The following is a 22,100-nucleotide window of genomic DNA, read 5'->3' on the forward strand; positions in this document are numbered from 1 at the left end:
AATCATGAAAACTAACCAATCACTTCTACCACTGACTGAATGCTATAATACTCCTCAAGATTCATGACCCTCTCAATGGCTTGTTTAGAGGCACTTCGTCCAATGACAGAGCTGCATAGATTTATAAACTTAGAATTTAATATTCCTTGTGTCATAGGATTTTGCAGACTGCCAATTGTATGATTAACCACTAACTTTTTAGTTCTCCCACCCTTCAATACTAGTGTTGCAACAACCTTGTCTTTGTCCACCTGATCATCTGCAATTGGATGAATTTTCTTTCTAAACTGAATGACCTCTTTAGCAATTACTTTTTTATCCTGAAACTGATTTTCTGAGGCATCTTTTTCTAAAAATGCAATAGCTCCAGCATGATAGATACTAAACTTACCTTCGAGTCCTTTTTTCGGATTTTCTTTTGAAGTTAGTTCATGCACGTAGGGGTGTACCGTTAATCTAATTTCCTCCACCTCATCGGGATCTGCATATTCACTTAGCTGGATACATGCATCAATAGAAGGATGGAGGACAATTCCACATGCATAAGGTTTGAATGAGTTTTTCTCAAGTTCCCATACATTTCCCCAATCTTCCGTAACTCTCTCCAAGTTATGTGAAGAACTATATACGTTTGCAAATCCGCGTTCTGCTTCCAGAACTTGCAGCGAACTTGTGAAACCTTTATCTACTAACAAGGCAGCATGTAACCCATTTTGAGCTGCTTTTCCAGGATGAAGGGGTTTGGTCATCGTTCCAAACATTTCTCTCAGACCGAATGACTGGGTTCCGGCCACACCAAGTGCCATTGCCATTTTTTCTTTATCAAGTTTAAGTAAAACCCCAGCCGCAACAGCGGCCCCAAATACACCTGTACTTGATGTAATATGGAATCCATTTTGATAATGAGAAGGATAAACAGCATTCGCAATTCTCAGCTCAGTTTCACACCCTAAAACAAAAGCTCTTAAGAGTTCCTTTGTAGGAAGACCAAGCTTTTCTCCTAACGCAAATACAACCGGCGCAACGGGTCCACTAGGGTGATGGATCGTCTCAAGATGAGTATCATCAAAGTCAAAGACGTGTGAAGCTGTTCCGTTAATTAAAACGGCTGATAGCAAGTCTGTTTTATTTGGACGCCCAAGGATAGATACTTGTTGGGTCATCCCTAAACTATTTGCAACCTCTAATAGTATGTCGATACTAGGATGATGAGTTGCCCCAATGGTAACCCCCAGCCAATTCAATATACTTTTTTTCCCATGTTCAAGTACTTCGACAGGAATATCTTTGTAGCTGGTCCTCAAAAGATGTTCAACCAGATTGTTCGTAACCATCAAACCTTCCACCACCTATCAGCATTAAGACACAAACCCTAACCCATTTAATTAGTTCATCTCATATAAAATGTACCTTGTGCATGTGCAATTAAGTTTGAATTCTCATCTTTTACTTCACAAGTAAGTACGGCCGTACGATTACCGACGTGAAGAAGCTCAGGAACAGCGATGAGCTGTTCACCCTTTCCTGGGCTGATATAATTCATTTTCATTTCAAGCGTGTAGACTTGTTTATCTTCTGATACTCCTGAAAGAACTTTGTAACCCATCGCAAAATCCGCCAATGTGTAAACTGTTCCCCCTTGAGCAACGCCATACGTATTAGCATGCTGAAGATCTAATCGCATTGCAGCTCTCCCATCAGTCCAATCAATGCCAAGAAACTTAGCAAAATAATAAAGCTCGCTGCTTTTAGATGCTTGCAAGGAATCCAAAACATCCTCCACATGGCTTAATTCTTCTAATGAGTAATGGGGAAGCTTCTTGCGGACACGGTTGATCATGGACTTCTTTTCTTCCTCGCTGTTCATCCACTTTCTCCTTTACCAGTTTTCTAAAGAGCTTACAATGTTTTTTTGGATATTGGATCCAAAATTATTCTAAAAGTGCCTCAATTTCTATATTGATAGAAAGTTACAAAGATTCTTTAACCCAGACTATTTACTAACGCTTCCCCCGTACGTTTAATATGCTCTGAAACAAGTGTTGCAGATTTTGACTCATTCTTTGCATTAACCGCCTCGAATATTTGCTGGTGTTCTTGGTTTGATAATTTCATTTGCCCAGGTAATAACGTTGGTGTTTGCTGTGGAAAACCATTCCACAATGTTTCAATAAAGGATAACAATCGTCCCCACGTGCAACGTTTAATTAATAACTGGTGAAAGGAAATGTTCGCTTCAACAAAAACCTCAGGGTCTTCTGTGTTCTCCATCTCCTCCATTAACGTCTTAAGCTCATGTTTATCCCCCTCCGTTAAATCCGGAACGCTTAATTCCACAGCTAGTTTCTCAAGGTTAGCCCTCAGCTGATATATTTCTTTAATATCTTCAATATTCATCGGCTTTACAATTGCTCCCCGATGTGGCTCCAGTTTCACTAAGCCTTCTGACTCCAGTTTTCGAAGGGCTTCACGAATGGGCATTCGACTTACGTCCAAAGATTCCGCCAGCTCAGACTGAATTAATCGTTCTCCAGGTTCAAAATCACCCTGGAGAATCGCCTTTCGTAGAACATTGCATACCTTTAAATGAAGTGTATTCCGATCTTCCAATTTTAAATTCAAATGTTTGCTCATATCGATCGCCTTTCAGACTGTTTAGATTGTAGTTGCTATATATCTAGGATAGCGAATGTTAGAATGCTTTGTCTATTCTTAATCTAAACAGTCTTAAAAAGATTGTGATCTTTTAGTGCATTTACCTTATCGATATTTAGTATATAATCGACTAATGTTTGTGTACTTTTATGAGAAGTCGAAGCTAAATCATGAAATTTAGTTGTTAATTCGGTTAATGATACTGGATTTTCCGGGTCCCCTTTTGGATAATCCGCGCGGTGTTTGATTGACCTGCTATTCTTAAGGACAAACTCAACTTCCGCTCCCCATTTGTTTGGATAATCCATCTCAATAGAGGGCTCTACCGATACATTAATTTGTTTCATAAGTGAGCGGATGGATGGATCCTGCAAACTAACCTCATCGAAATCTGATAAACCTGCCTGTCCTCGTAAACAAGCTAATGCTGCGCAAAACTGAATACTGAACTTAGAAGCATAAACAGAATCAGGGTCAGGGTTATTTGTTATATCAAGTGCGGTTTTATAGGTTCTAATATGAATTTCAGCAACCTTATCAAAAGCAATCTTATGCTTCTCTCTCAGCATTAGGATGACATCAATTGCAGAGTGAGTGTGTCGACATGAAGCATGTACCTTAAAGGAGTTCTCGATAATCTTGAATCTTCCCCCTAATTGGTCGGTTACTCTGGAGGCATCAAACCGATCAGACATGGCATGAAAGAATCCACGATCACCCTCTAATATTCTGTTAGCCGCCGAAAAATCCTTCTCAGCCAACAAAGCTGATAGGGTACCGTTATAGGCAGCTTTTCCAGGGTGAAGCTGTTTTGACATGGCTCCATCTTCAATGAATTCCCATAAACCTGATGCTTGTGTTCCGGCACTACCCAATGCAAATATGATTTGATTTTCAGTCAGATCAAGTAATTTCGCAGCAGCTGCTGCAGCCCCAAACGTTCCACATGTAGCCGTGTTATGCCAGTAGTAGTAATGAGAAGGAGAAACGGCTTCTCCTATTCGATAACAAACCTCATAGCCGAGTACGATTGCAGTAATAAATTCCTTCCCGCTTTTACCTTTCCACTCACTAACAGCTAGTGCTGCAGGGATAACAACAGTTGCAGCATGGATGATCGATGCTTTATGGATATCATCGAGCTCTGCAATATGACTTGATGCTCCATTTACCAGGGCAGCTTGCAGTGCTGACGTTGTCTTTCCATCAACAGTGGAGGATTGTGGATGGCCCCCATTTCTTCAATGAGATTAGCTATTTTTTCTATTGGGGCTTTATCTTTTCCTGCTATGGCAGACCCTGCCCAATCCAAAATACACATTTTTGTAAAATCAACTACTTCTTCCGGTAAATCATCATAGGAAGTATTACGAATGAATTTTGCTAAAGTTTGGCTTAACACTTTACTCACCCTCCCATAAAATTCTATTACTTTATTAGAACGACCGAGGGAGTCCGAGAACGTGCTGACCTACATAACTTAATACTAGATTGTTGGTAATCGGTGCCACAATATAGAGTCGTGCCTCTTTAAATTTACGTTCTATATTATATTCAGTAGCAAAGCCATAGCCGCCGTAGGTAGTCATCGTGGCATTCGCTGCCTTCCATGTCGCTTCCGATGTTAAATATTTAGCCATATTAGCCTCTTCTCCGCATTTTTCACCAGCATCAAATAGTTCTGCTGCCCGGTCTCTCATTAATTTTGCGGCTTGTATTCCCATATAGGACTCAGAAATAGGAAATTGCACTCCCTGATTTTGGCCGATCGGACGATCAAACACTACACGTTCGTTAGCATAATCTACTGCTTTATCAACAAAATACATTCCATCTCCAACACTCTCAGAAGCGATTAAAATCCGCTCGGCATTCATTCCTCCCAACACATAGCGAAACCCTTTCCCTTCTTCACCAATCAAGTTTTCAACAGGGACTTTTGCTCCTTCAAAAAACACCTCTGTCGTAGCGTGATTGATCATAGTATCAATTGGAACAATCTCTATGTTATCTGCCTGATCTTTCATATCTAAAATAAACAGGCTGAGGCCATCTGTTTTTTTAACTACATCTTCTTTCGGGGTTGTCCGAGCCAACAGCATCATTAAATCGGAATGCTCTGCCCTTGAAGTCCAAATCTTTTGCCCATGTATTTCATAGTAATCCCCTTTTCTTTCTGCAGTGGTCGTAATACTCGTTGTATCACTGCCAGCCGTCGGTTCTGTAATACCAAAAGCCTGTAAACGTTGTTCACCAGAGGCTATTTTCGGTAGCAATCGTTGCTTTTGTTCTTCATTACCGTGTCTTAGAAGTGCGCCCATCGTATACATTTGAGCGTGTCCCGCCCCAGCGTTTCCTCCTGACCGATTGATCTCCTCTAAAATTATTCCTGCTTCCGTAATTCCTAGACCGGCACCCCCATATTCTTCAGGAATTAAAACAGATAGCCACCCATCATTGGTAAGGGCTTGAATAAATTCCTCGGGGTATGCTTTTCGCTCGTCAAGTTCACTCCAATAAGACTCTGGAAATTTATTACATAAAGATTGTATGCTTTTGCGAATTAGTAAATGTTCTTCTTGTTTCTCGGTAGTAAGCTCCATATTTTATTCCTCCTGTTTTTCTAATAATTAAACGCTTTCACAGTTAGTTAGGATACTGTATCCAATTTTAATTGTCTATCGATTTAGAACATTCACTATATATTTTAGAACCCCTTTTATCAAAGTCCACTCCGGACATTCCGCCAATATATCGAGCGATCTCTGTATGGTCAACGTTCTTACCTTCCATCTGCGTTTCAGCATCACCCCATAAATCAACTACAGAATGAGAGATTGGGCTGGGCACCTCAGCTGCCTTCGCTATATTTATAGCTGTAGTAAGGTCTTTATACATAAGATCCAGTGTAAATCGCCCTTCGTATTTGCCTGATAAAATTTGTTGGGCTACTTTGTTTTCACTTGAGTTGTTTTTACCTGTACTGTTATTAACTATATCTAACATTTTATAAGGGTCCAGTCCCGCCTTCATTCCTATGGCAATAGCTTCAAGAGTAGCTGCTAAGGTTGTGGCAGAAATTAAATTATTCAATGCTTTTACTGCATGACCTGTCCCAATTTCCCCAACATGAGTAATCTTTGAACCAATAGATTTGAAGATTGGAATCACTCGTTTATACGTGGCAGCCTCTCCACCTACCATTATGGCGAGTGAACCATCTTCTGCCTTTTTCACTCCTCCACTTACTGGTGCGTCAAGCATTTCTATCTTTTTCTTTTTTAATTCACCATAAATCTCTTTGGTTACTTCAGGAATTGAGCTAGTCATATCTATTACTACACTTGAAGGTTCCAGCCCTGATAGAAGACCGTTTTCTGCTAATATTACATCTTTAACAATATCCGCGTTAGGTAATATAGTGAGTACATATTTGTTTTCCTTTGCCAATTCTGTAAGTGAGTCTGCTATCTTAGCTCCTAGAGATTGAAATTCATTGAGCGTATCTCTATTTACATCATAGACATGAAGCTGATGCCCCTGTTCGATTAACCGTTTGCCGATACGCCCGCCCATGTTACCTAAACCCACTAGGCCTAAATTCATTAACATCCCTCCATCCCATACACACACTTAATTTTTATCACTTTCCTCGAAAACTTCTCTGGCAATTTTAAAACTATCGATCGCCGCCGGAACTCCACAATAGATAGCTGTTTGCAATAACACCTCCTGAATCTCCTCTTTAGACACCCCATTATTTAAGGCACCACGTAAATGAAGCTTAATTTCATGGGGACGATTTAGTGCAGTCAGCATTGCCAGGTTAATCATGCTCCTTGTTTTCTTTGTTAACCCATCTCGAGTCCAAACTTCGCCCCAGCAATATTCCGTCACTAACTCCTGTAAAGGACGGTTAAACTCATCAGCATTTTCAATGGCTTGATCAACATAGGAAGCACCAAGTACACTTCGTCGCACCTCAAGACCTTGTTCAAATCTGGTTTTATTCATAATATCTCCTCCATTTTTAAAGTGAAATTCTTTATCACACAGCAATTGAATGCAACAGATTTCTCAATTCAGATTTCGTCTCAAAACCAATGCCAGGAACCTCTGGCAAACGGACATAGCCATTTTCAACTGGAAGATGATCCGCAAATCCACCGAAAGGTTCGAATACTCCAGGATAGGACTCATTTCCTCCTAACCCTAAACCAGCTGCGATGTTTAAAGACATTTGGTGCCCACCATGAGGAATACATCGACGTGGGGACCATCCATGTTCTTTTAACATGTCAATAATTCGTAAGTACTCAACAAGCCCATAACTTAACGCACAATCAAACTGCAAATAATCACGATCTGGCCTCATTCCTCCGTATCTAATCAAGTTACGGGCATCCTGCATGGAAAAAAGGTTTTCTCCCGTAGCCATCGAATGTTTGTAGTGTTTAGAAAGCTCGGCCTGTAGGGCATAATCCAGCGGATCTCCCACCTCCTCATACCAAAACAATTGATAAGGTTCTAATCTTTCTGCATACTTGATAGCTGTGTCTAGATCAAACCGACCATTGACATCAACGGCTAAGCAGCTGCCATCTTTAACCACCTCCAAGACGGATTCAATTCGGTGTAGGTCATCCTCAAGTGAGGTCCCTCCAATCTTCATTTTCACAACAGAGTAGCCAAGATTTAAATAATTCTTCATTTCATTTTTTAGTTCTTCTAATCCTTTGCCAGGCTGATAGTAGCCTCCTGCTGCATAAACAAAGACTTTTTCATCTACCTCTCCTCCGCGGTAACGATCTGCGAGCAACTGATATAAAGGCTGCTCTTCAACCTTACTCACAGCATCCCATACCGCCATATCTAATGTCCCCACGGCAACGGACCGTTCACCATGGCCGCCTGGTTTTTCTCCAGTCATGAGTACATTCCATATTTTATGTGGGTCAAAATTTGTCTCTGCGTCATTCAGTACATCCGTTGATTCGGCTTCTAGTAATCTAGGTATAAATCTCTCTTGAAGCAATCCAGTTGGAGCATAACGGCCATTTGAATTAAACCCATAGCCTACCACTCTTTTTCCATCTCTTATTACATCAGTAACAATCGCTACTACAGCAGCTGTCATTTTACTGAAATCTATATAGGCATTACTAATTTTGGATTTGATCGGAACGGTTGCAACTTTAATATCTATTATTTTCATAAAATCTTACTCCTCCTATAATTTTCAAAAATTCAAAATCTCTATAGCGTTCAAGGCAGAGCCCTTGAATATGAAGATTGTACTTATCTTTAAATAGGTTAACTGTTACGGAACGAGTCCAACCCAATCCCACCAAGTAAAGGCGATTAAAATAGTCAATCCCATCATTAATAGGGTCATATAGAGACCAGGCACTAAAAATTCTCGCTGAGAGATTTGCCCTGAGCTATGGACAATCACATTAGGCATGGTTTCAACAACTAAAATATAACCATGTAAACATGTAAGTGCAGCAGTAAAGCAAACGAATGTTGGATCAATTCCTGCTTCAAGTGACATCCCAATATAAATAGGAATTAATGTAACAACGGCAGTGGAGACATTTGACATAATTAAATGGAAAACCTGTGATGCAATTAAAATAAATATAACCGCGTATATTGGGACTTGAATCAATGATAAAATCCATGGTGTAGCCATAACCTTGCCAATTTGCTCAGCAGCTCCTGATTCGGTTAAAGCATATCCCATAGAGAGAGTAGCCCCTAACAAGAAAATTGTGTCATAATTAATTTTTACTACATTCGACCAACTGGCACAGCCTACCCCGGGAAGTGTCATCAGTACGACTCCCATAATTGCAGGAATGCTTAAGTCAAGACCATGAAGAGGTTCTGTCATCCACAACAGGACTGTAACCGTTAATATGAGCAAGCACTTTTTTTCTTTACTATTTAGTGGACCGAATTCCCTCACTTTTTCTTGCATTTCGTTTTTAACTTTAGGAAAAGATTGATCTTCTTTCTTAAGCGGATAGCACTTCAGCAACACAATCCAGGCTCCAGGTATTAAAGTGATCCATAAAGGTAAGGAATAAATAAACCATTCAAAGTAAGTAATTTCCACCCCTAGGAATTGCTTTAACAGATTGACTGTAAGTATATTCCCTATCGCTGCTGTCATAACTGCTGTCCCACTGATCGTTCCCCCAAAAGCTACACCCAGCAAAACTTTTTTCCTTAAATTACTGTGAGCAGGTGCTCCTATAGTGTCTAAAACGTCTATGGCTATCGGTAATAATAGGGTAGTTCTAACGGCTGCTGCTGGTATGAAAAAGGATTGTACCTGAGGGATGATTAAAATACATCCGAGCAATCCCTTTGAAGTTCCTCCCCACTTTGCAAGAATGTTAAAAGTAATTCGTCTGGCTAAGCTAGTTTCATTTACTGCTCTTGCAAGCATCATCCCACCAATAATTAAAAATATGGCAGAGGATGAGAATCCGCTATAGATCACTTCAATTGATACTGGCTGAAGCAAGAGCATGAATAACATGATTACAGCAGCTGTCAGTCCCAGAGGAAGGGCTTCAAAAATCCAAAGCACCACGCCTGAAGTAACAATGGCAATCATTTTTCTTGCGGGATCATCAAAGGAAGCGGGTAAGAAAAACAAGATAACTAAAAATGATCCAATAGCTGTAAGAACGCCTGAAAGCTGCCTGTAGTTAAGTTTGTAGAATCCACTTCCTCTTTCATTTCGATCCACCTTAGAATGACTTTTGATCCTTGCATGATTCGGCATATCGGTCGTCTCCATTTTAAAAGCATTTCTTGCGTTATAGATGGTACTTTTTTAAAGGGTACGTTCAAATGATGCTGGGTAAGTCATTTTTACAGGGTTTACAATCTCATCAAATTCATCTTCTGTCAGCAAGCCCAATAGGGTGGACGCCTCTTTTAAAGTCAAATTCTGTTCATGAGCGGTCTTTGCTATTTTCGCTGCATTCTCATAGCCAATGTAAGGATTTAATGCAGTCACAAGCATTAAAGACTGATTCAAGTTTTTTTCAATCACTTCTTTATTCGGTTTCAATCCTTTAATGCAATTTTTATTAAAGGAGATCATTCCATCTGCTAACAACCTGGCTGATTGCAGAAAGTTATAGGCAATCACTGGTTTAAAAACATTCACCTGAAAATTTCCTTGACTGGCAGCAAGACCGATTGTTACATCATTACCTATGACTTGAGTTGTGACCATCGTCAGCGCTTCACATTGCGTAGGATTTACCTTACCTGGCATCATTGAGCTCCCAGGTTCATTCTCAGGAATGGTAATTTCTCCAATCCCGCTTCTTGGTCCACTCGCCAGCCATCGGACATCATTGGCAATTTTCATTAAATCAGCTGCTAAGGCCTTTAAAGCACCGTGACAATACACTACTTCATCATAGCTTGTCAGTGCATGGAACTTATTTAAGGCAGGAACGAACTTTTTCCCAGTAAACGAACTGATTTTTTCAACAGCAATCTCAGGAAACGATTTGTACGTATTGAGACCTGTTCCTACTGCAGTACCCGCAAAGGCCAATTCTTCCATTTTTATATAACTCTCTTTAATCATTTCTTCTGTTTTTTCCAACATTCTATGCCACGCACTAATTTCTTGTCCCAACGTAAGAGGTACAGCATCTTGTAAGTGTGTACGTCCCACTTTTACTATCTCTTCATATTCTTTTGATTTTGTTAAAAGGGTTTCTTTCATGTCGTATAAAGCAGGGAAAACTTGATCTTCTATTACTGTCACACCAGCAATATACATGGCAGTTGGAAAATTGCAGTTTGAACTCTGCGATAAATTCACATCATCATTAGGATGAAGTCTTTCTTCACTCTCCTGTTTCTCTAGCCATTGGTTCCCTCTATTAGCGATGACTTCATTAATATTCATATGAGATTGAGTCCCACTGCCAGTTTGCCAGACCATAAGGGGAAAATGTTCAAAGAGTTTCCCCTCTAGGATCTCGTTTGAGGCTTGAACAATTGCTGAAGTTTTATCTTCACTTAAATGACCTAGTTGGTGATTAGCGAGTGCGGCACTTTTCTTTAAAATGGCGAACCCCTTCAGTACTTCTTCAGGCATTTTCTCTATACCAATCCTGAAATTTTCACTGCTGCGCTGGGTTTGTGCAGCCCAAAGTTTATCTTGAGGTACTTTCATTATCCCTAAGGTGTCCTTCTCTATTCTGTACTCCAATGATGATCCCTCCTTCTTAAGCGAAATTCGAATTTTATAGGTTAGAGAAACTGACTACTTCTTTTGCCTTCTTATAGACAGGATAATCAACTAATTTTCCATTGACGTTTATAGAAGCCTTTCCGGTTTGTTCTGCCTTTTCGAACTCCTCTACAATTTCATTAGCCTGTTGCACCTCCCACTTGTTAGGAGCAAACAGTTCGTTGACTGTTTTCACTTGCTTAGGGTGAATAGTTAATTTCCCCTTAAATCCTAAATTTTTCGTTCTTGTGGCTTCTTCCACTAATCCAGTATGGTTCATTAAATCAGGAAACACCGCATCTATAGGTCCCCCTATTTTTGCTGCTCGAGAGGCCACAGCGATTCTTGACAAGGGGTAAATCAGCTCCCTCCCCTCGGGTGTTAATTCACAACCTAAATCCAGGGAATAGTCAATGGAACCGAAGGCTAATTTAGATATAAAGGAGTGAGCTCGGGCGATTTCATAAACATCCTGAACACCTTTAGCCGTTTCAATCAGAGGAATAACTTCAAATGACACGTTTTCCACAGCCAGTGCTGCGCAATCACTAGCCCCCCATTTAATTACTCTTTCACAAATATTAATCATTTGTTCTTTGTTTTCGGCTTTAGGGACGACAATCCCAGTTGCTCCATTTAAAACGGCGGATTCAAGATCGTTCTCCCAGAATGGAGTGGAAGTGTCATTAATGCGGATGTATATCGGCTTTGAACCTTGTAATTCTAGTAATGCCTTTTCCATTAGATTTCTTGCGCTTTCCTTCTCTGAAGCCACCACAGCGTCCTCTAAATCAATGATGATAGAATCCGCTTCAGACTGAATTGCTTTTCGGATCATCGAAAGTTCCCTAGCAGGTACAAATAAATAGGAACGTAATACACTCATAACAACCTTCTCCTCCCACCTGTAATTAAGAGTTTTATTTTGTTAAGAATAAGGATAGCTCTGGGAAAATAACGATAAAGGCAAGCACCAGAACCATTAAAAAGAAGAACGGCATGACACCTCGAACAACTTCCCCCACTTTCTCCTTAGAAATCCCACTAACAACAAATAAGTTTAGTCCCACCGGAGGCGTGATCATGGCCAGTTCCAAATTGATCGTGAGAATAATGGCAAAATGGATTGGACTAATATTGAAAAGTGCCAATATAGGCAGGAAAATGGGTACTGTTATTAAAATAATTGCTGCTGATTCTAAGAACATCCCCATAATGAATATCAACAAGTTCACAGCAATTAAGAAAATCCATTTATTTGCCACATTAGCGTTCATCCATGCAGACAGATCTTGAGGAACTTGAGCAATTGTCAAAAACATACCAAATACTACTGCTGAAGCTATAATTAAATAAATCATCGCAGTGATATTAACCGACTCGTTGACCATGTATCTGAATTTTTTAAAGTCCAATTCCTTATATATAAATACAGAAACAACAAATGCATATAAACTGGCAAGGAAAGAAGCCTCCGTGGGTGTAACAACCCCACCATAGATTCCACCTAAAATAAGTATTGGAAGTAAAAAACCCCAGATGGCTTTTAAACTTTTTCTCCCCCGGTCCGACCATGATTGTTTCGGAAGAGAACCATAATTATGGACTTTTGCATAAATAACTGCAGATACTACAAGCATTCCACCTAGTAGAATTCCAGGAACAATACCAGCCATAAACAATTCACTAATAGACTCCTCTGCAACTACTCCATATAGGATTAGCGGAATAGAAGGTGGGATTAAAATCCCTAATGTACCGGCGCAAGCGATAAGTCCCATAGCATAACGCTTTTCATACCCTGCATTTACGAGACCTGGGATCATAATACTCCCAATTGCAGCAGCCGTCGCTGGGCTCGAACCTGATATAGCCGCAAAAATCATACAAGCAAGAATTGTTACAACTGCAAGTCCGCCGCGCAAATGACCGACCCATGCTTTTAGTGCCTCAATCAAATGACGTGATATCCCTCCTTTGGACATGATTATCCCTGTAAATACAAATCCTGGGATAGCCATTAAGGAAACGTGAGTTAATTGGCTGAACATTTTTTGAATTACCGTATACATTGTAAAGTCAATCATGTTAAGTGCCAGAATGCTTGATAAACCAAGACTAATTGCTACTGGGACACGAATAATACAAAGCACAATGAATGACAAGAATAAGGCTAAGACAGGACTCATACTGATACCTCCTTCTTCTCATCTGATACATATTCCTCGTGCTCCAAATGATTTAACTCTCCAACTATTTCTTTTTCATCTCCAATAACTGCTCTAAAGGTTTTAGTCACAAAGTATATAGCTAACAATACCATTGAAATCGGCAGGATTAGGTAGGTAATCCAAATTGGAATTCCTAGGGCGACTGTTACGTATCCGTTTTCTAACTCGCTCATTACTATTTTCCAGCCTGAGATTAGCATAAAGATTGAAAAACCAATACCAATTAAATTACCCAAAACTGCCGTAACACGTTTTATTTGAAATGGAAGCCGGTCATAAACAACATCAACAGCAATATGATGGTTTTCTTTTAACGCCCTTCCAAAACCAATAAATATGGCCCAAGGTAATAAAATACTCACAACCTCTAGCAATCCAAATTGTGGAGAGTTAAGTACATAGCGCATAAAAACGCCATATAGCATAATAATAACCGCACTCAAAAATAAACTAGCTGTTATAAGTTCTTCTATTCTATCCAACCACTTTAATAGATTTTTCATAAAATCCCCCTTATAGGCTTAATTATCTGACTAGCATGTTTGGAAAGAAAAAAATTTATAAATCACTATCAAAACCACTAAGTAACCGCTTTCAAAATAGTAAATTTAATCTATTACCTCCCTCCTTTTTTAGAATGTTATAATTATTTGAACATTCTTAAAAGTTTTAGTAGGTAAAAAAAAGCTTTTGTAAGTAAAAAAATTGATGAAGAGATTAAGAAAGATCGGCTTTTAGGTAAGGCGTAATTAAACCTGTTTTTTCATAATTGACTTCATACATATGAATGGGACGGCCAGTTTTTTTATAGTGAAGATTTACTGAAACCATTTCAATCTCCGTGAGGAATTTCAAATATTTACGAGTTGATACGCGAGAAACACCTATTTCTTCCGCCAACATAGCTGTAGTAAACGGCTTTTTATTACCTTCAATTATATTTTCAACTACAATTTGGAGTGTTTCTCTTGTCAGGCCTTTTGGTAGAGATTCACATTGTTCCATCAGTTTATTTTGTCGTAATAATTGGTTATCAAGCTCATCCTGTACCATAACTTTTTGTTGACTTATCAATTCATACTCATTCTTATAATTTTTTAGCGCACTACTAAATCGTTCAAATTCAAAAGGCTTGATCAAATAATCTACCACGCCTAAACGGAGAACAGATTTAATGTTTTGAATATCGCTTGCTGCCGAAATAACAATTGCATCCACACACTGATCTTCTTTCCTTATATCCACCAAAAGGTCAATTCCGTTATTACCTGGCATAAAAATATCAAGCAGTACAAGTTCAATTTCCCCTTTTTTAATCCATTCCATCGCCTCGGTTGTATTTTTAGCAACACCTGCGCATTCAAATCCTTTGACAGCACGCAAATAACTTTTGTTAATTTCCGCCACCATAGGATCGTCCTCCACTATTAACACTTTGATCATGCTGATTCCTCCTTACTTTTATATGGAATTTCTACAGAAAACATTGTGTACTCGTCATTAGTAAACAATTCAATATCTCCCCCCAAGTTTTTTGCAGTTTTTCTTACAAGAAACAGTCCATATCCCCTATTTTCACCTTTCGTAGAGAACCCTTTATTAAATATTTCATCGCGGATCTCAACTGGTATCCCACCCTTATGATCTACGACATCAAAAAACAGGAACTCACCATCATAATCAATTAAAACGTCAATATTTTTGTTACTAAATTCTTGAACAGCTTCAATAGAGTTATCAATTAAATTGCCAATCACAGTAATAATCTCATCCATGGTTGCAGGACTATTAGGTTCCGGTAAAACTGAGTCGCCTTGAACATTCAGTGTCACCCCCTGCTCGCGGGCATAGCTCATTTTACTTAACAAAAAACCAGCCAATATAGGATCTTTTATAAATCTTGAAATAGTATCGATTTCTAGTTGATGATTCTCAGTTAATTGATGAATGTATGAAGTAAGTTTCTTATATTCGCCAATATGTACCATTCCTAAAATGACATGAAGTTTGTTCATAAATTCATGGCTTTTCACTCGCAATGCTTCTGCATACAACTTTACTCCGGTTAGTTGCTCAGCAAGATGCTTTAACTCTGTTTTGTCTCTAAAAGTAGCAATAGCTCCTACAATTTGTCCGTCTACCTTCACGGGAACTCGATTAACTACAAACGTCACACCTTCAATATTTCGTTCCTGGTCAAACTCTTTTTTACCATTCACTAGAACATTCGCTAAACGCGAAAATGGCATATATTCTTCTATTGTCAACCCCACTGGATTACCATGGATGCCAGCTTTCTCAAACATACGAACAGCTTCAGCATTTGCTATTACGATTTCCCTATCCTGATTTACAGCTACTATTCCTTCTCTAACGGACTCAATCATGGCGCTCCTTTCTTGCAAAATACCCGCGATTTCGTATGGCTCGAGACCGAACAAAATTCGCTTTACCCGGTTCGCTAAAAAAAGAGCTCCGATAATTCCAACTACTATTCCAAGACCAATCCCTACATAGATAATCCGCTGACTTTTCTTCACTACACTATTAACTTTATTTAATAGGATCCCAACAGACACTGCACCAATCTGTTCACCTTCAAAACTGTAAATTGGTTCAAAGGCTCTCAATGAATTACCTAAAGTCCCCTCTGCAATCGATATATATTCTTCCCCCTCTAAAGCCCGCTTCTCATCTCCGCCAACGAAATGCTCTCCTATTTTCCATGAATCTGGGTGTGACTTTCGAATCCCCTGCATATCGATGACCACGATAAAGCGAACATTAGTTAATTCTCTTATCTTTTCTGCAAACTGTTGCAGTGCATCTTCCTCTTCTTTAAATTGAAGTCCCTTAATCACAATTGGAGAATGTCCGACCATACGGGCCACATTTAATGTCTTCTCGGATAGGTCTTTCCTCGTTTGATCCGCGACTTCTTCACTAATTAAGAAGCCCGTCACCCCGAAAGCTAAAATTAATACTATACAAACAAACCAAACAATAGCAGCATGCAAACTTAAATATTTTCTGCCAAACTTCAAAGAACCCCCCCTAAATGTTAAGTGGATATTGTATCCAATCTGATGAAAGCGTTTGCTAAATTAAATGCATATTCACTTATTTTAATTACAAAATCATTTCTTTACCTACAGAAACTATTAAGTCTTTTCAGAATATTATAACATATTAACATGAACTAGGAGGTGGTAATTTAGTTAGGCACCTTAATGTCAATCGTTATTTTTGAAAGCGCTTTAGATTCTTCTATTTACTTAGTCAAGAGCAGTTTTTACAAATCTAAAGGGGGATTATCCAGCATGTACCATGTCAAAAAAGCAACGTTTACTTTATTAGGAATTATCCTTGTTCTTACTCTCGCGGCCTGTGGAGGATCCAGCGAATCATCCTCTACCAGTGAAGGCGATGGTGGTAGTAGCGGTGTACAAGAAATGACCATAAAGATCTCCCATGTAGTCGCGGAGAACACACCTAAACACCAGGCAGCTTTAGCAATGGCCAAGAATATTGAAGAAAACTCTGATGGAAAAGTCAAAGTACAGGTTTATCCAAACGGCCAGTTATTTGATGATAAAACTGAAGTTAAAAACCTTCAAGCTAACAACGTTCAGTTTATTATTCCAGATATGTCAAAAATGGTTGGGATGAATCCTGCATTCAATGTCCCCTCATTACCGTTTATGTTCAGCAGTAATGAAGCAGCCTACAGCTTTTGGGACGGTGAAAAAGGTCAAGAGATATTTCAAAGCCTTGAAAGTGAAGGAATTATCGGTTTAAGAATGTGGCCAAATGGACCAAAACAAATTACAAATACTGTTCGTCCTATAAAAGCTCCTGAAGATCTCCAAGGTTTAAAAATACGCGTTCAAGGTGGTCAAGTTCTTGCATCGCTTTTTAAAACACTTGATGCAGGTCCTTTACAATTACCATTCGGACAACTGTACACCGCACTTGAACAAGGGACAGTAGACGGCCAGGTTAACACATTTAGTAATATTTCTACCAAAAAACTCGGGGATGTGCAAAAATACATCACAACAAATTGGGGAGCAGCCAGAGTGGATTATGCCATGCTCACGAACAAGGAATTTTGGGAAGGTTTAAACGAAGAAACTAAAAAAATAGTACAAGCAGGTATTGACCACGGAACAGAAGTAGCTCGCTCCAAAGCTGAACAACTAAATCAAGAAGCATTCAAAAAAATCAAGGAACGTGGAAAAATGGATATTTACGAACTTTCTGCTGAAGAAAGAAGTGTCTTTCAAGAAGCATTACAACCAGTTTATGATGAATTTAGAGAGGAAATTGGGGCTGACGTTATTAAAGCCGCAAAGGAATCGTCTGCTGAATAATTTCTCTACTATTGAACTGAAAAGCGTTTAAATTAAGCGTTTTTCAGTTCAATACATTTTTGAAAGGAGATTGGTCTATGAAAAATTATCAAATAGCTACTATTCCTGGAGATGGAATTGGAAAAGAAGTTGTACCAGCTGCATTAAATGTTCTACATACAATTGCTGATGTTCATGGTGGATTGTCATTTGTAAGCACAGAGTTTCCCTGGAGTTGTGATTATTATGCAGAGCATGGCAAAATGATGCCTGAAAACGGAATGGAAACATTACAAAGTTTTGAAGCTATTTTTCTCGGGGCAATCGGCAACCCATCCATAGTTGCAGATCATATCTCACTATGGGATTTGTTATTAAAAATTAGACGCTCCTGCGAACAATCTATCAATATTAGGCCCGCTAAATATTTTAAAGGTCTCCGTTCTCCCCTAACTAATCCAAATGATTTCGATCTCATTGTTGTCAGGGAAAATAGTGAAGGTGAATATAGTGAGATTGGTGGGAGAATTCACAAAAACGAAAATGAAATGGCAATACAGAATGCAGTCTTTACTAGAAGAGGCTGCGAGTCAGCTATGCGTTATGCATTTAATTTGGCTAAAAAGAGAAATAAATATCTAACTAGTGCAACCAAATCAAATGGCATTTTTCACACCATGCCCTTTTGGGATTCAATATTCAATGATATCAAAAAAGATTATCCAGATATTGAAACAGAATCATCTCATATTGATGCTTTATCTGCCTTTTTTGTAACGCAACCGGAAAAATTTGACGTTATTGTTGCCAGTAATTTATTTGGTGATATTTTAACCGATATTGGAGGTGCTGTAATGGGAAGCATTGGTATCGCTCCAGCAGCCAACATTAATTTAAGTGGCAAATACCCATCAATGTTTGAACCAGTACACGGGTCTGCACCAGATATTTACGGGAAGGGAATTGCCAATCCAATAGGGCAAATATGGACTGCCAAAATGATGCTCGATCATTTTAACGAGGAAGAATTGGGTCAAAAACTCTTGGATATCATTGAAGAAGTAACAGCTGACAACATAAAAACCTCTGACATAGGTGGGAATTCCACTACACTGGAGGTTTCAAATGAGATATGCAACCGACTGAAGGCTCTTTAATAAATTTGGAAGGATTAATCTTGCACTTTATATTTCAAACCTAAATAGAGAATTTAATAAATGTAACATTGATTGCCTTAATAGTGGCGATAATACGCATAAAAAAATAGACACCCTGTCTCACAAAAAACGGGGAGTGTCTATTTTTACGAATAGCATTGCCCTAATCAAGAGCAACTATCTAGGGGATCACAGTTGACGCTGTGATCTCCTTTTCTTATGTGTATCCTGTTTCTGATTTCATTATACTATGTTTTTCACAAAAATTAAATGAAATAGTCAAGCTAACGTCGAGTAATTTTTTCACCTATATCCCCATTGACCAATTTCAACCATCCAAACACCGATACCGCAGAACCGCCGCAAGCCCCGCTCCATGTCTGAAGTCACCACTTCCAATCAGCTCGTACAACTCATCCATCTTAACAAGCTCCATCTCAATCTCTTCACTCGGTTCAAGCTCCTGCTCCCCAGCCTTATAAATACCCTTCGCTGCAAAAAGGTGAATCGCTTCAGAAGTGGATCCCGCAGAAGGGTGAACAAACCCAAGATTAGCCCATTGCTCCGCCTGATATCCAGTTTCCTCAAGCAATTCGCGTTTGGCTGTCGCAAGCGGTGGATCTTGACCATCAATCGCACCTGCGGGCAGTTCCAATTCCCATTGCCTGACCGCATGACGATATTGCTTGAGCACAATCACCTGACTATCCTCTGTCAGGGCCAACACACAAACACCGTGTGGAAAACTCACATAGGAAAATTCCATCTCATCCTCATTTGAGAGTTGAACTTGCTCTTTTTTCACGGTAAATTTACTCACTTCAACATTCTGTGATTCGATCACTTTCCATGGTTGTTCTTTAGTCATAGTGAACTCCTTTTAACACATGATGATGACTTACATTCTCCTGTCATCATTCCCTCTATGTCAACTAAGGGATCCTGGAACCTAACAAAAAATACTCCCCCTCTTTATCAAAAGAAGCAGGCAGTATTTTTCTCACTTAGTAATTCGGTCCCCAGCCAATCAACACCCCGATCGCCAAGAACACCATCGACAACACATACCACATAGCAATTAGCGGCAACATAAACCGAACCCACGTCGTCCACGGCACCCCGCCAATCGCCAGACAAGCCAACAGCACACCGGAAGCAGGAGTAATACTATTCATAAATCCATCAGACAACTGATAAGCTGTCACCGCCACCTGGCGAGGAACTTCCATAAGATCTGCCAGTGGTGTCAGGATCGGCATCATCACGACCGCATTTCCACTACCCGACGATACGAGCAAGGCGAAAAGGGAGTTTCCAATAAACATGGCAATCGCACCGAAGACGGAGGAGAAGGGCTCCATCGCCAAAGCCAGCCAGTGGACGATGGTATCAAGAATTTCACCGTTCTGCATCACAAGGACGATAGCTCTGGCTAGTCCGATAATTAAGGCCCATAGACAAGGTTTTTGGCACCACCCATGAATTCTTTGACAACAAAATTGGGCGACATTTTTGCAATAATCCCGGTTCCAACTGTGATAATAAGAAAAATAGCGGCCATGTGGTTGAGTGACCAGCCGAATTGCAGTGCCCCTACAATGTAGAATACAATTGCTAAGACGACAAAAGACAGAATCCATTTATGCGTGCCAGTAAATTTCTGGTGAACATTCTCGTCCACTTTTTCATCGCCTTTTGGAAAGCGATTGGCCCCCATCAGACTCTTCGCTGGGTCATTTTTCACTCTCTTGATATACCAAAGAATATAAGAGATGGTTACGGCAAAAATCACAATAGTCATGATCGATCTGAATAGAATACCGGAATACAAAGGAAGTCCGGCAATGTCCTGGGCAATCAACACGGTAAACGGACTCATAAATGACGTATTAAATCCGACGTATGCCGTCAACTTGATGATCGCCACACCAGCGATCGCGTCTAAATCGAGCGCCTTGGCGAGGACGATCCCAATCGGAATAAAGGCAATAACCGCATTAGATATCGCGCCGGTGAGACCGCCAATCATGAGTAGAATCCCAACGAATAGGACAAGTACATGTTCGCGATTTTTTGTCTTGTTTACAGCTTTCATAATCGAAGCATTGATGGCTCCTGTTGATTCAATGACGGCGAAGGTTCCTCCTATAATTAAGACTAAGAAAATGATTCCAGCTGTCTCGACCATGCCATTTTGAATCGATAAAAAGAAATCCATTATTCCCGTTGGATCTCCATCAACGGAATGAAAACTGTCTGGAACGACCACTGTAATATCTCCCTGTTCCACTCGTTCAAATGCGCCTGATGGCAGGATGTACGTTGCAATAGCCGCAAGCAACATAATCAGCAGCATAATGATATAGGCATCAGGCATTGCCCACTTCTTCTTTTGTTTCAAAGATGGTTGGTGCTTCCGTTGTTCAATCGCCATGTGATACTGCCTCCTTTTTAAATCGAATAAATATTGTGACAATTATTAAGTTATGATAGATTATAATAAAGTATTTCTTTTAAATCAATATCATTTTAAAATTTATCTTTTATTTTCAGGAGGAAGCTTTGTGGAAGACTTTTATAAAAAAATTGAAAACGCCTATGATGACTTGTCAAGAGGGTTAAAAAAAGTGGCGAACTACTTACTTGAGGAACCCACAGCCTTTGCGGCCAACCCCGCTAAAAAGGTTGGCGAAGCGCTCGGGGTCAGTGAATCGATGATCACCCGCTTCTGTCTGACGTTAGGGTATAAGGGGTACAGCGAACTGCAGCAGGAGGTGCGCCACTATGTATTTAATCAGAAGCGGATCTTTGAGGAGTACCCGTTGTCCCATAAAGAGGAGAAAGAGCGTCCTTTCCATGAACGAGTAATGCTGCATGATCAATTTAACATCCAATCCACAGCGGAAAATATAAAAGAAGAGCAATTCAAGCAAGCCACGGCTTCCCTGGCTGATGCCGAACAAGTGCTGATTGCCGGATTGCGTTATACCTTCTCGATGGCCCACTGGCTGACTTATGCACTTCAATCGATCGGGGTCAATGCCAGGCTATATCGTCCTGATCTCGATGCCCATCTCGACTTTGGATCAAAAAAACACATCTTTATCGTATTCTCGTTTCACGCTTATTCAACGGAAACGTTAATGCTTGCCGAAGAAGCGAAACGACGGAACTGGACGATTATCGGCATTACCGATTCCGGCATCGCACCGATATCGAAGCATGCCGACATCCTCTTTCCCGTCTACTTTTCAAAAGGGAGCCATTCCGAAACGGCCCCGATTGTGTTTTCTTTTATGAATGCGCTCGTGTCCGGGATATCCATTCAAGAGCCACAACGTACCCGGCAAAATAAACGAACGATGGAAGAAAAACGACTCAAGCAAACATTTAAGTTGTAAAAGGGAGAAGTGATCACCTTGGATATCGA

The 22,100-nt window shown here is 39.9% G+C and carries 22 protein-coding genes; 3 read left to right on the forward strand and 19 right to left on the reverse strand.

Annotated features, from left to right (window positions below; all coding sequences use genetic code 11):
• Positions 1-11: 11 nt before the first annotated feature.
• From MUO14_RS08140 to dcuS, 16 genes are all read right to left on the reverse strand, one after another.
• The gene (locus tag MUO14_RS08140) at positions 12-1,334 is read right to left on the reverse strand and encodes an MmgE/PrpD family protein (protein WP_244755512.1); all 1,323 of its coding nucleotides are present in this window, start codon (positions 1,332-1,334) and stop codon (positions 12-14) included.
• 56 nt (positions 1,335-1,390) lie between these two features.
• Complete coding sequence (locus MUO14_RS08145) at positions 1,391-1,867, reverse strand: PaaI family thioesterase (protein ID WP_244754741.1); 477 nt, start codon at positions 1,865-1,867, stop codon at positions 1,391-1,393.
• A 116-nt stretch (positions 1,868-1,983) separates the two neighbouring features.
• Positions 1,984-2,634 (reverse strand): GntR family transcriptional regulator, encoded by a 651-nt coding sequence (locus MUO14_RS08150; RefSeq protein WP_244754742.1) that lies wholly within the window; start codon positions 2,632-2,634, stop codon positions 1,984-1,986.
• An 83-nt stretch (positions 2,635-2,717) separates the two neighbouring features.
• Entirely contained in the window at positions 2,718-3,842 is a 1,125-nt protein-coding gene (locus MUO14_RS08155) for an MmgE/PrpD family protein (protein ID WP_318036036.1), read from the reverse strand.
• On the reverse strand, positions 3,824-4,057 hold the full coding sequence (locus tag MUO14_RS08160) for an MmgE/PrpD family protein (protein ID WP_244754743.1): 234 nt from the start codon (positions 4,055-4,057) through the stop codon (positions 3,824-3,826). The genes MUO14_RS08155 and MUO14_RS08160 overlap by 19 nt, the downstream gene beginning before the upstream one ends.
• Before the next feature lie 34 nt (positions 4,058-4,091).
• Positions 4,092-5,258 (reverse strand): acyl-CoA dehydrogenase family protein, encoded by a 1,167-nt coding sequence (locus tag MUO14_RS08165; protein ID WP_244754744.1) that lies wholly within the window; start codon positions 5,256-5,258, stop codon positions 4,092-4,094.
• Between the two features lie 67 nt (positions 5,259-5,325).
• Positions 5,326-6,261, reverse strand: coding sequence for an NAD(P)-dependent oxidoreductase (locus MUO14_RS08170; RefSeq protein WP_244754745.1), 936 nt, complete (start codon positions 6,259-6,261; stop codon positions 5,326-5,328).
• Between the two features lie 27 nt (positions 6,262-6,288).
• Positions 6,289-6,669 (reverse strand): 4-carboxymuconolactone decarboxylase, encoded by a 381-nt coding sequence (pcaC, locus tag MUO14_RS08175; protein ID WP_244754746.1) that lies wholly within the window; start codon positions 6,667-6,669, stop codon positions 6,289-6,291.
• A 34-nt stretch (positions 6,670-6,703) separates the two neighbouring features.
• Entirely contained in the window at positions 6,704-7,870 is a 1,167-nt protein-coding gene (locus MUO14_RS08180; RefSeq protein WP_244754747.1) for a mandelate racemase/muconate lactonizing enzyme family protein, read from the reverse strand.
• A 105-nt stretch (positions 7,871-7,975) separates the two neighbouring features.
• Entirely contained in the window at positions 7,976-9,454 is a 1,479-nt protein-coding gene (locus tag MUO14_RS08185) for an SLC13 family permease (protein WP_244754748.1), read from the reverse strand.
• 51 nt (positions 9,455-9,505) lie between these two features.
• Positions 9,506-10,909, reverse strand: coding sequence for a class II fumarate hydratase (fumC, locus tag MUO14_RS08190; protein WP_244754749.1), 1,404 nt, complete (start codon positions 10,907-10,909; stop codon positions 9,506-9,508).
• A gap of 34 nt (positions 10,910-10,943) precedes the next feature.
• Positions 10,944-11,816, reverse strand: a complete 873-nt coding sequence (locus tag MUO14_RS08195) for an HpcH/HpaI aldolase/citrate lyase family protein (protein WP_244754750.1) — start codon at positions 11,814-11,816, stop codon at positions 10,944-10,946.
• A gap of 34 nt (positions 11,817-11,850) precedes the next feature.
• Positions 11,851-13,119 (reverse strand): TRAP transporter large permease, encoded by a 1,269-nt coding sequence (locus MUO14_RS08200; protein WP_244754751.1) that lies wholly within the window; start codon positions 13,117-13,119, stop codon positions 11,851-11,853.
• Complete coding sequence (locus MUO14_RS08205; RefSeq protein ID WP_244754752.1) at positions 13,116-13,664, reverse strand: TRAP transporter small permease; 549 nt, start codon at positions 13,662-13,664, stop codon at positions 13,116-13,118. Before MUO14_RS08205 ends, MUO14_RS08200 begins: the two co-directional genes overlap by 4 nt.
• Before the next feature lie 214 nt (positions 13,665-13,878).
• The gene (locus MUO14_RS08210) at positions 13,879-14,604 is read right to left on the reverse strand and encodes a response regulator (RefSeq protein ID WP_244754753.1); all 726 of its coding nucleotides are present in this window, start codon (positions 14,602-14,604) and stop codon (positions 13,879-13,881) included.
• Complete coding sequence (dcuS, locus tag MUO14_RS08215; protein WP_244754754.1) at positions 14,601-16,205, reverse strand: DcuS/MalK family sensor histidine kinase; 1,605 nt, start codon at positions 16,203-16,205, stop codon at positions 14,601-14,603. The genes MUO14_RS08210 and dcuS overlap by 4 nt, the downstream gene beginning before the upstream one ends.
• Positions 16,206-16,481: 276 nt before the next feature.
• Here dcuS and MUO14_RS08220 point away from each other — a divergent pair, with 276 nt between their 5' ends.
• Together MUO14_RS08220 and MUO14_RS08225 are read left to right on the forward strand one after the other, a co-directional pair.
• A complete protein-coding gene (locus tag MUO14_RS08220) occupies positions 16,482-17,534 on the forward strand; it encodes a DctP family TRAP transporter solute-binding subunit (protein WP_244754755.1) in 1,053 nt (350 codons plus the stop codon).
• Between the two features lie 77 nt (positions 17,535-17,611).
• A complete protein-coding gene (locus MUO14_RS08225; RefSeq protein WP_244754756.1) occupies positions 17,612-18,670 on the forward strand; it encodes a tartrate dehydrogenase in 1,059 nt (352 codons plus the stop codon).
• 328 nt (positions 18,671-18,998) lie between these two features.
• Here MUO14_RS08225 and MUO14_RS08230 read toward each other — a convergent pair whose 3' ends face one another.
• From MUO14_RS08230 to MUO14_RS24270, 3 genes are all read right to left on the reverse strand, one after another.
• On the reverse strand, positions 18,999-19,538 hold the full coding sequence (locus MUO14_RS08230) for an NUDIX hydrolase (protein ID WP_244754757.1): 540 nt from the start codon (positions 19,536-19,538) through the stop codon (positions 18,999-19,001).
• A 136-nt stretch (positions 19,539-19,674) separates the two neighbouring features.
• Positions 19,675-20,082, reverse strand: a complete 408-nt coding sequence (locus MUO14_RS24265) for a hypothetical protein (protein WP_255822173.1) — start codon at positions 20,080-20,082, stop codon at positions 19,675-19,677.
• A gap of 32 nt (positions 20,083-20,114) precedes the next feature.
• Entirely contained in the window at positions 20,115-21,104 is a 990-nt protein-coding gene (locus MUO14_RS24270; RefSeq protein WP_255822174.1) for a YfcC family protein, read from the reverse strand.
• Positions 21,105-21,234: 130 nt separating this feature from the next.
• Between MUO14_RS24270 and MUO14_RS08240 the strand changes: the two genes are divergently transcribed.
• The gene (locus tag MUO14_RS08240) at positions 21,235-22,071 is read left to right on the forward strand and encodes a MurR/RpiR family transcriptional regulator (protein WP_244754758.1); all 837 of its coding nucleotides are present in this window, start codon (positions 21,235-21,237) and stop codon (positions 22,069-22,071) included.
• The last annotated feature ends 29 nt before the right edge of the window (positions 22,072-22,100 follow it).

This window comes from Halobacillus shinanisalinarum (genome assembly GCF_022919835.1).
GTDB lineage: Bacteria > Bacillota > Bacilli > Bacillales > Halobacillaceae > Halobacillus_A > Halobacillus_A shinanisalinarum.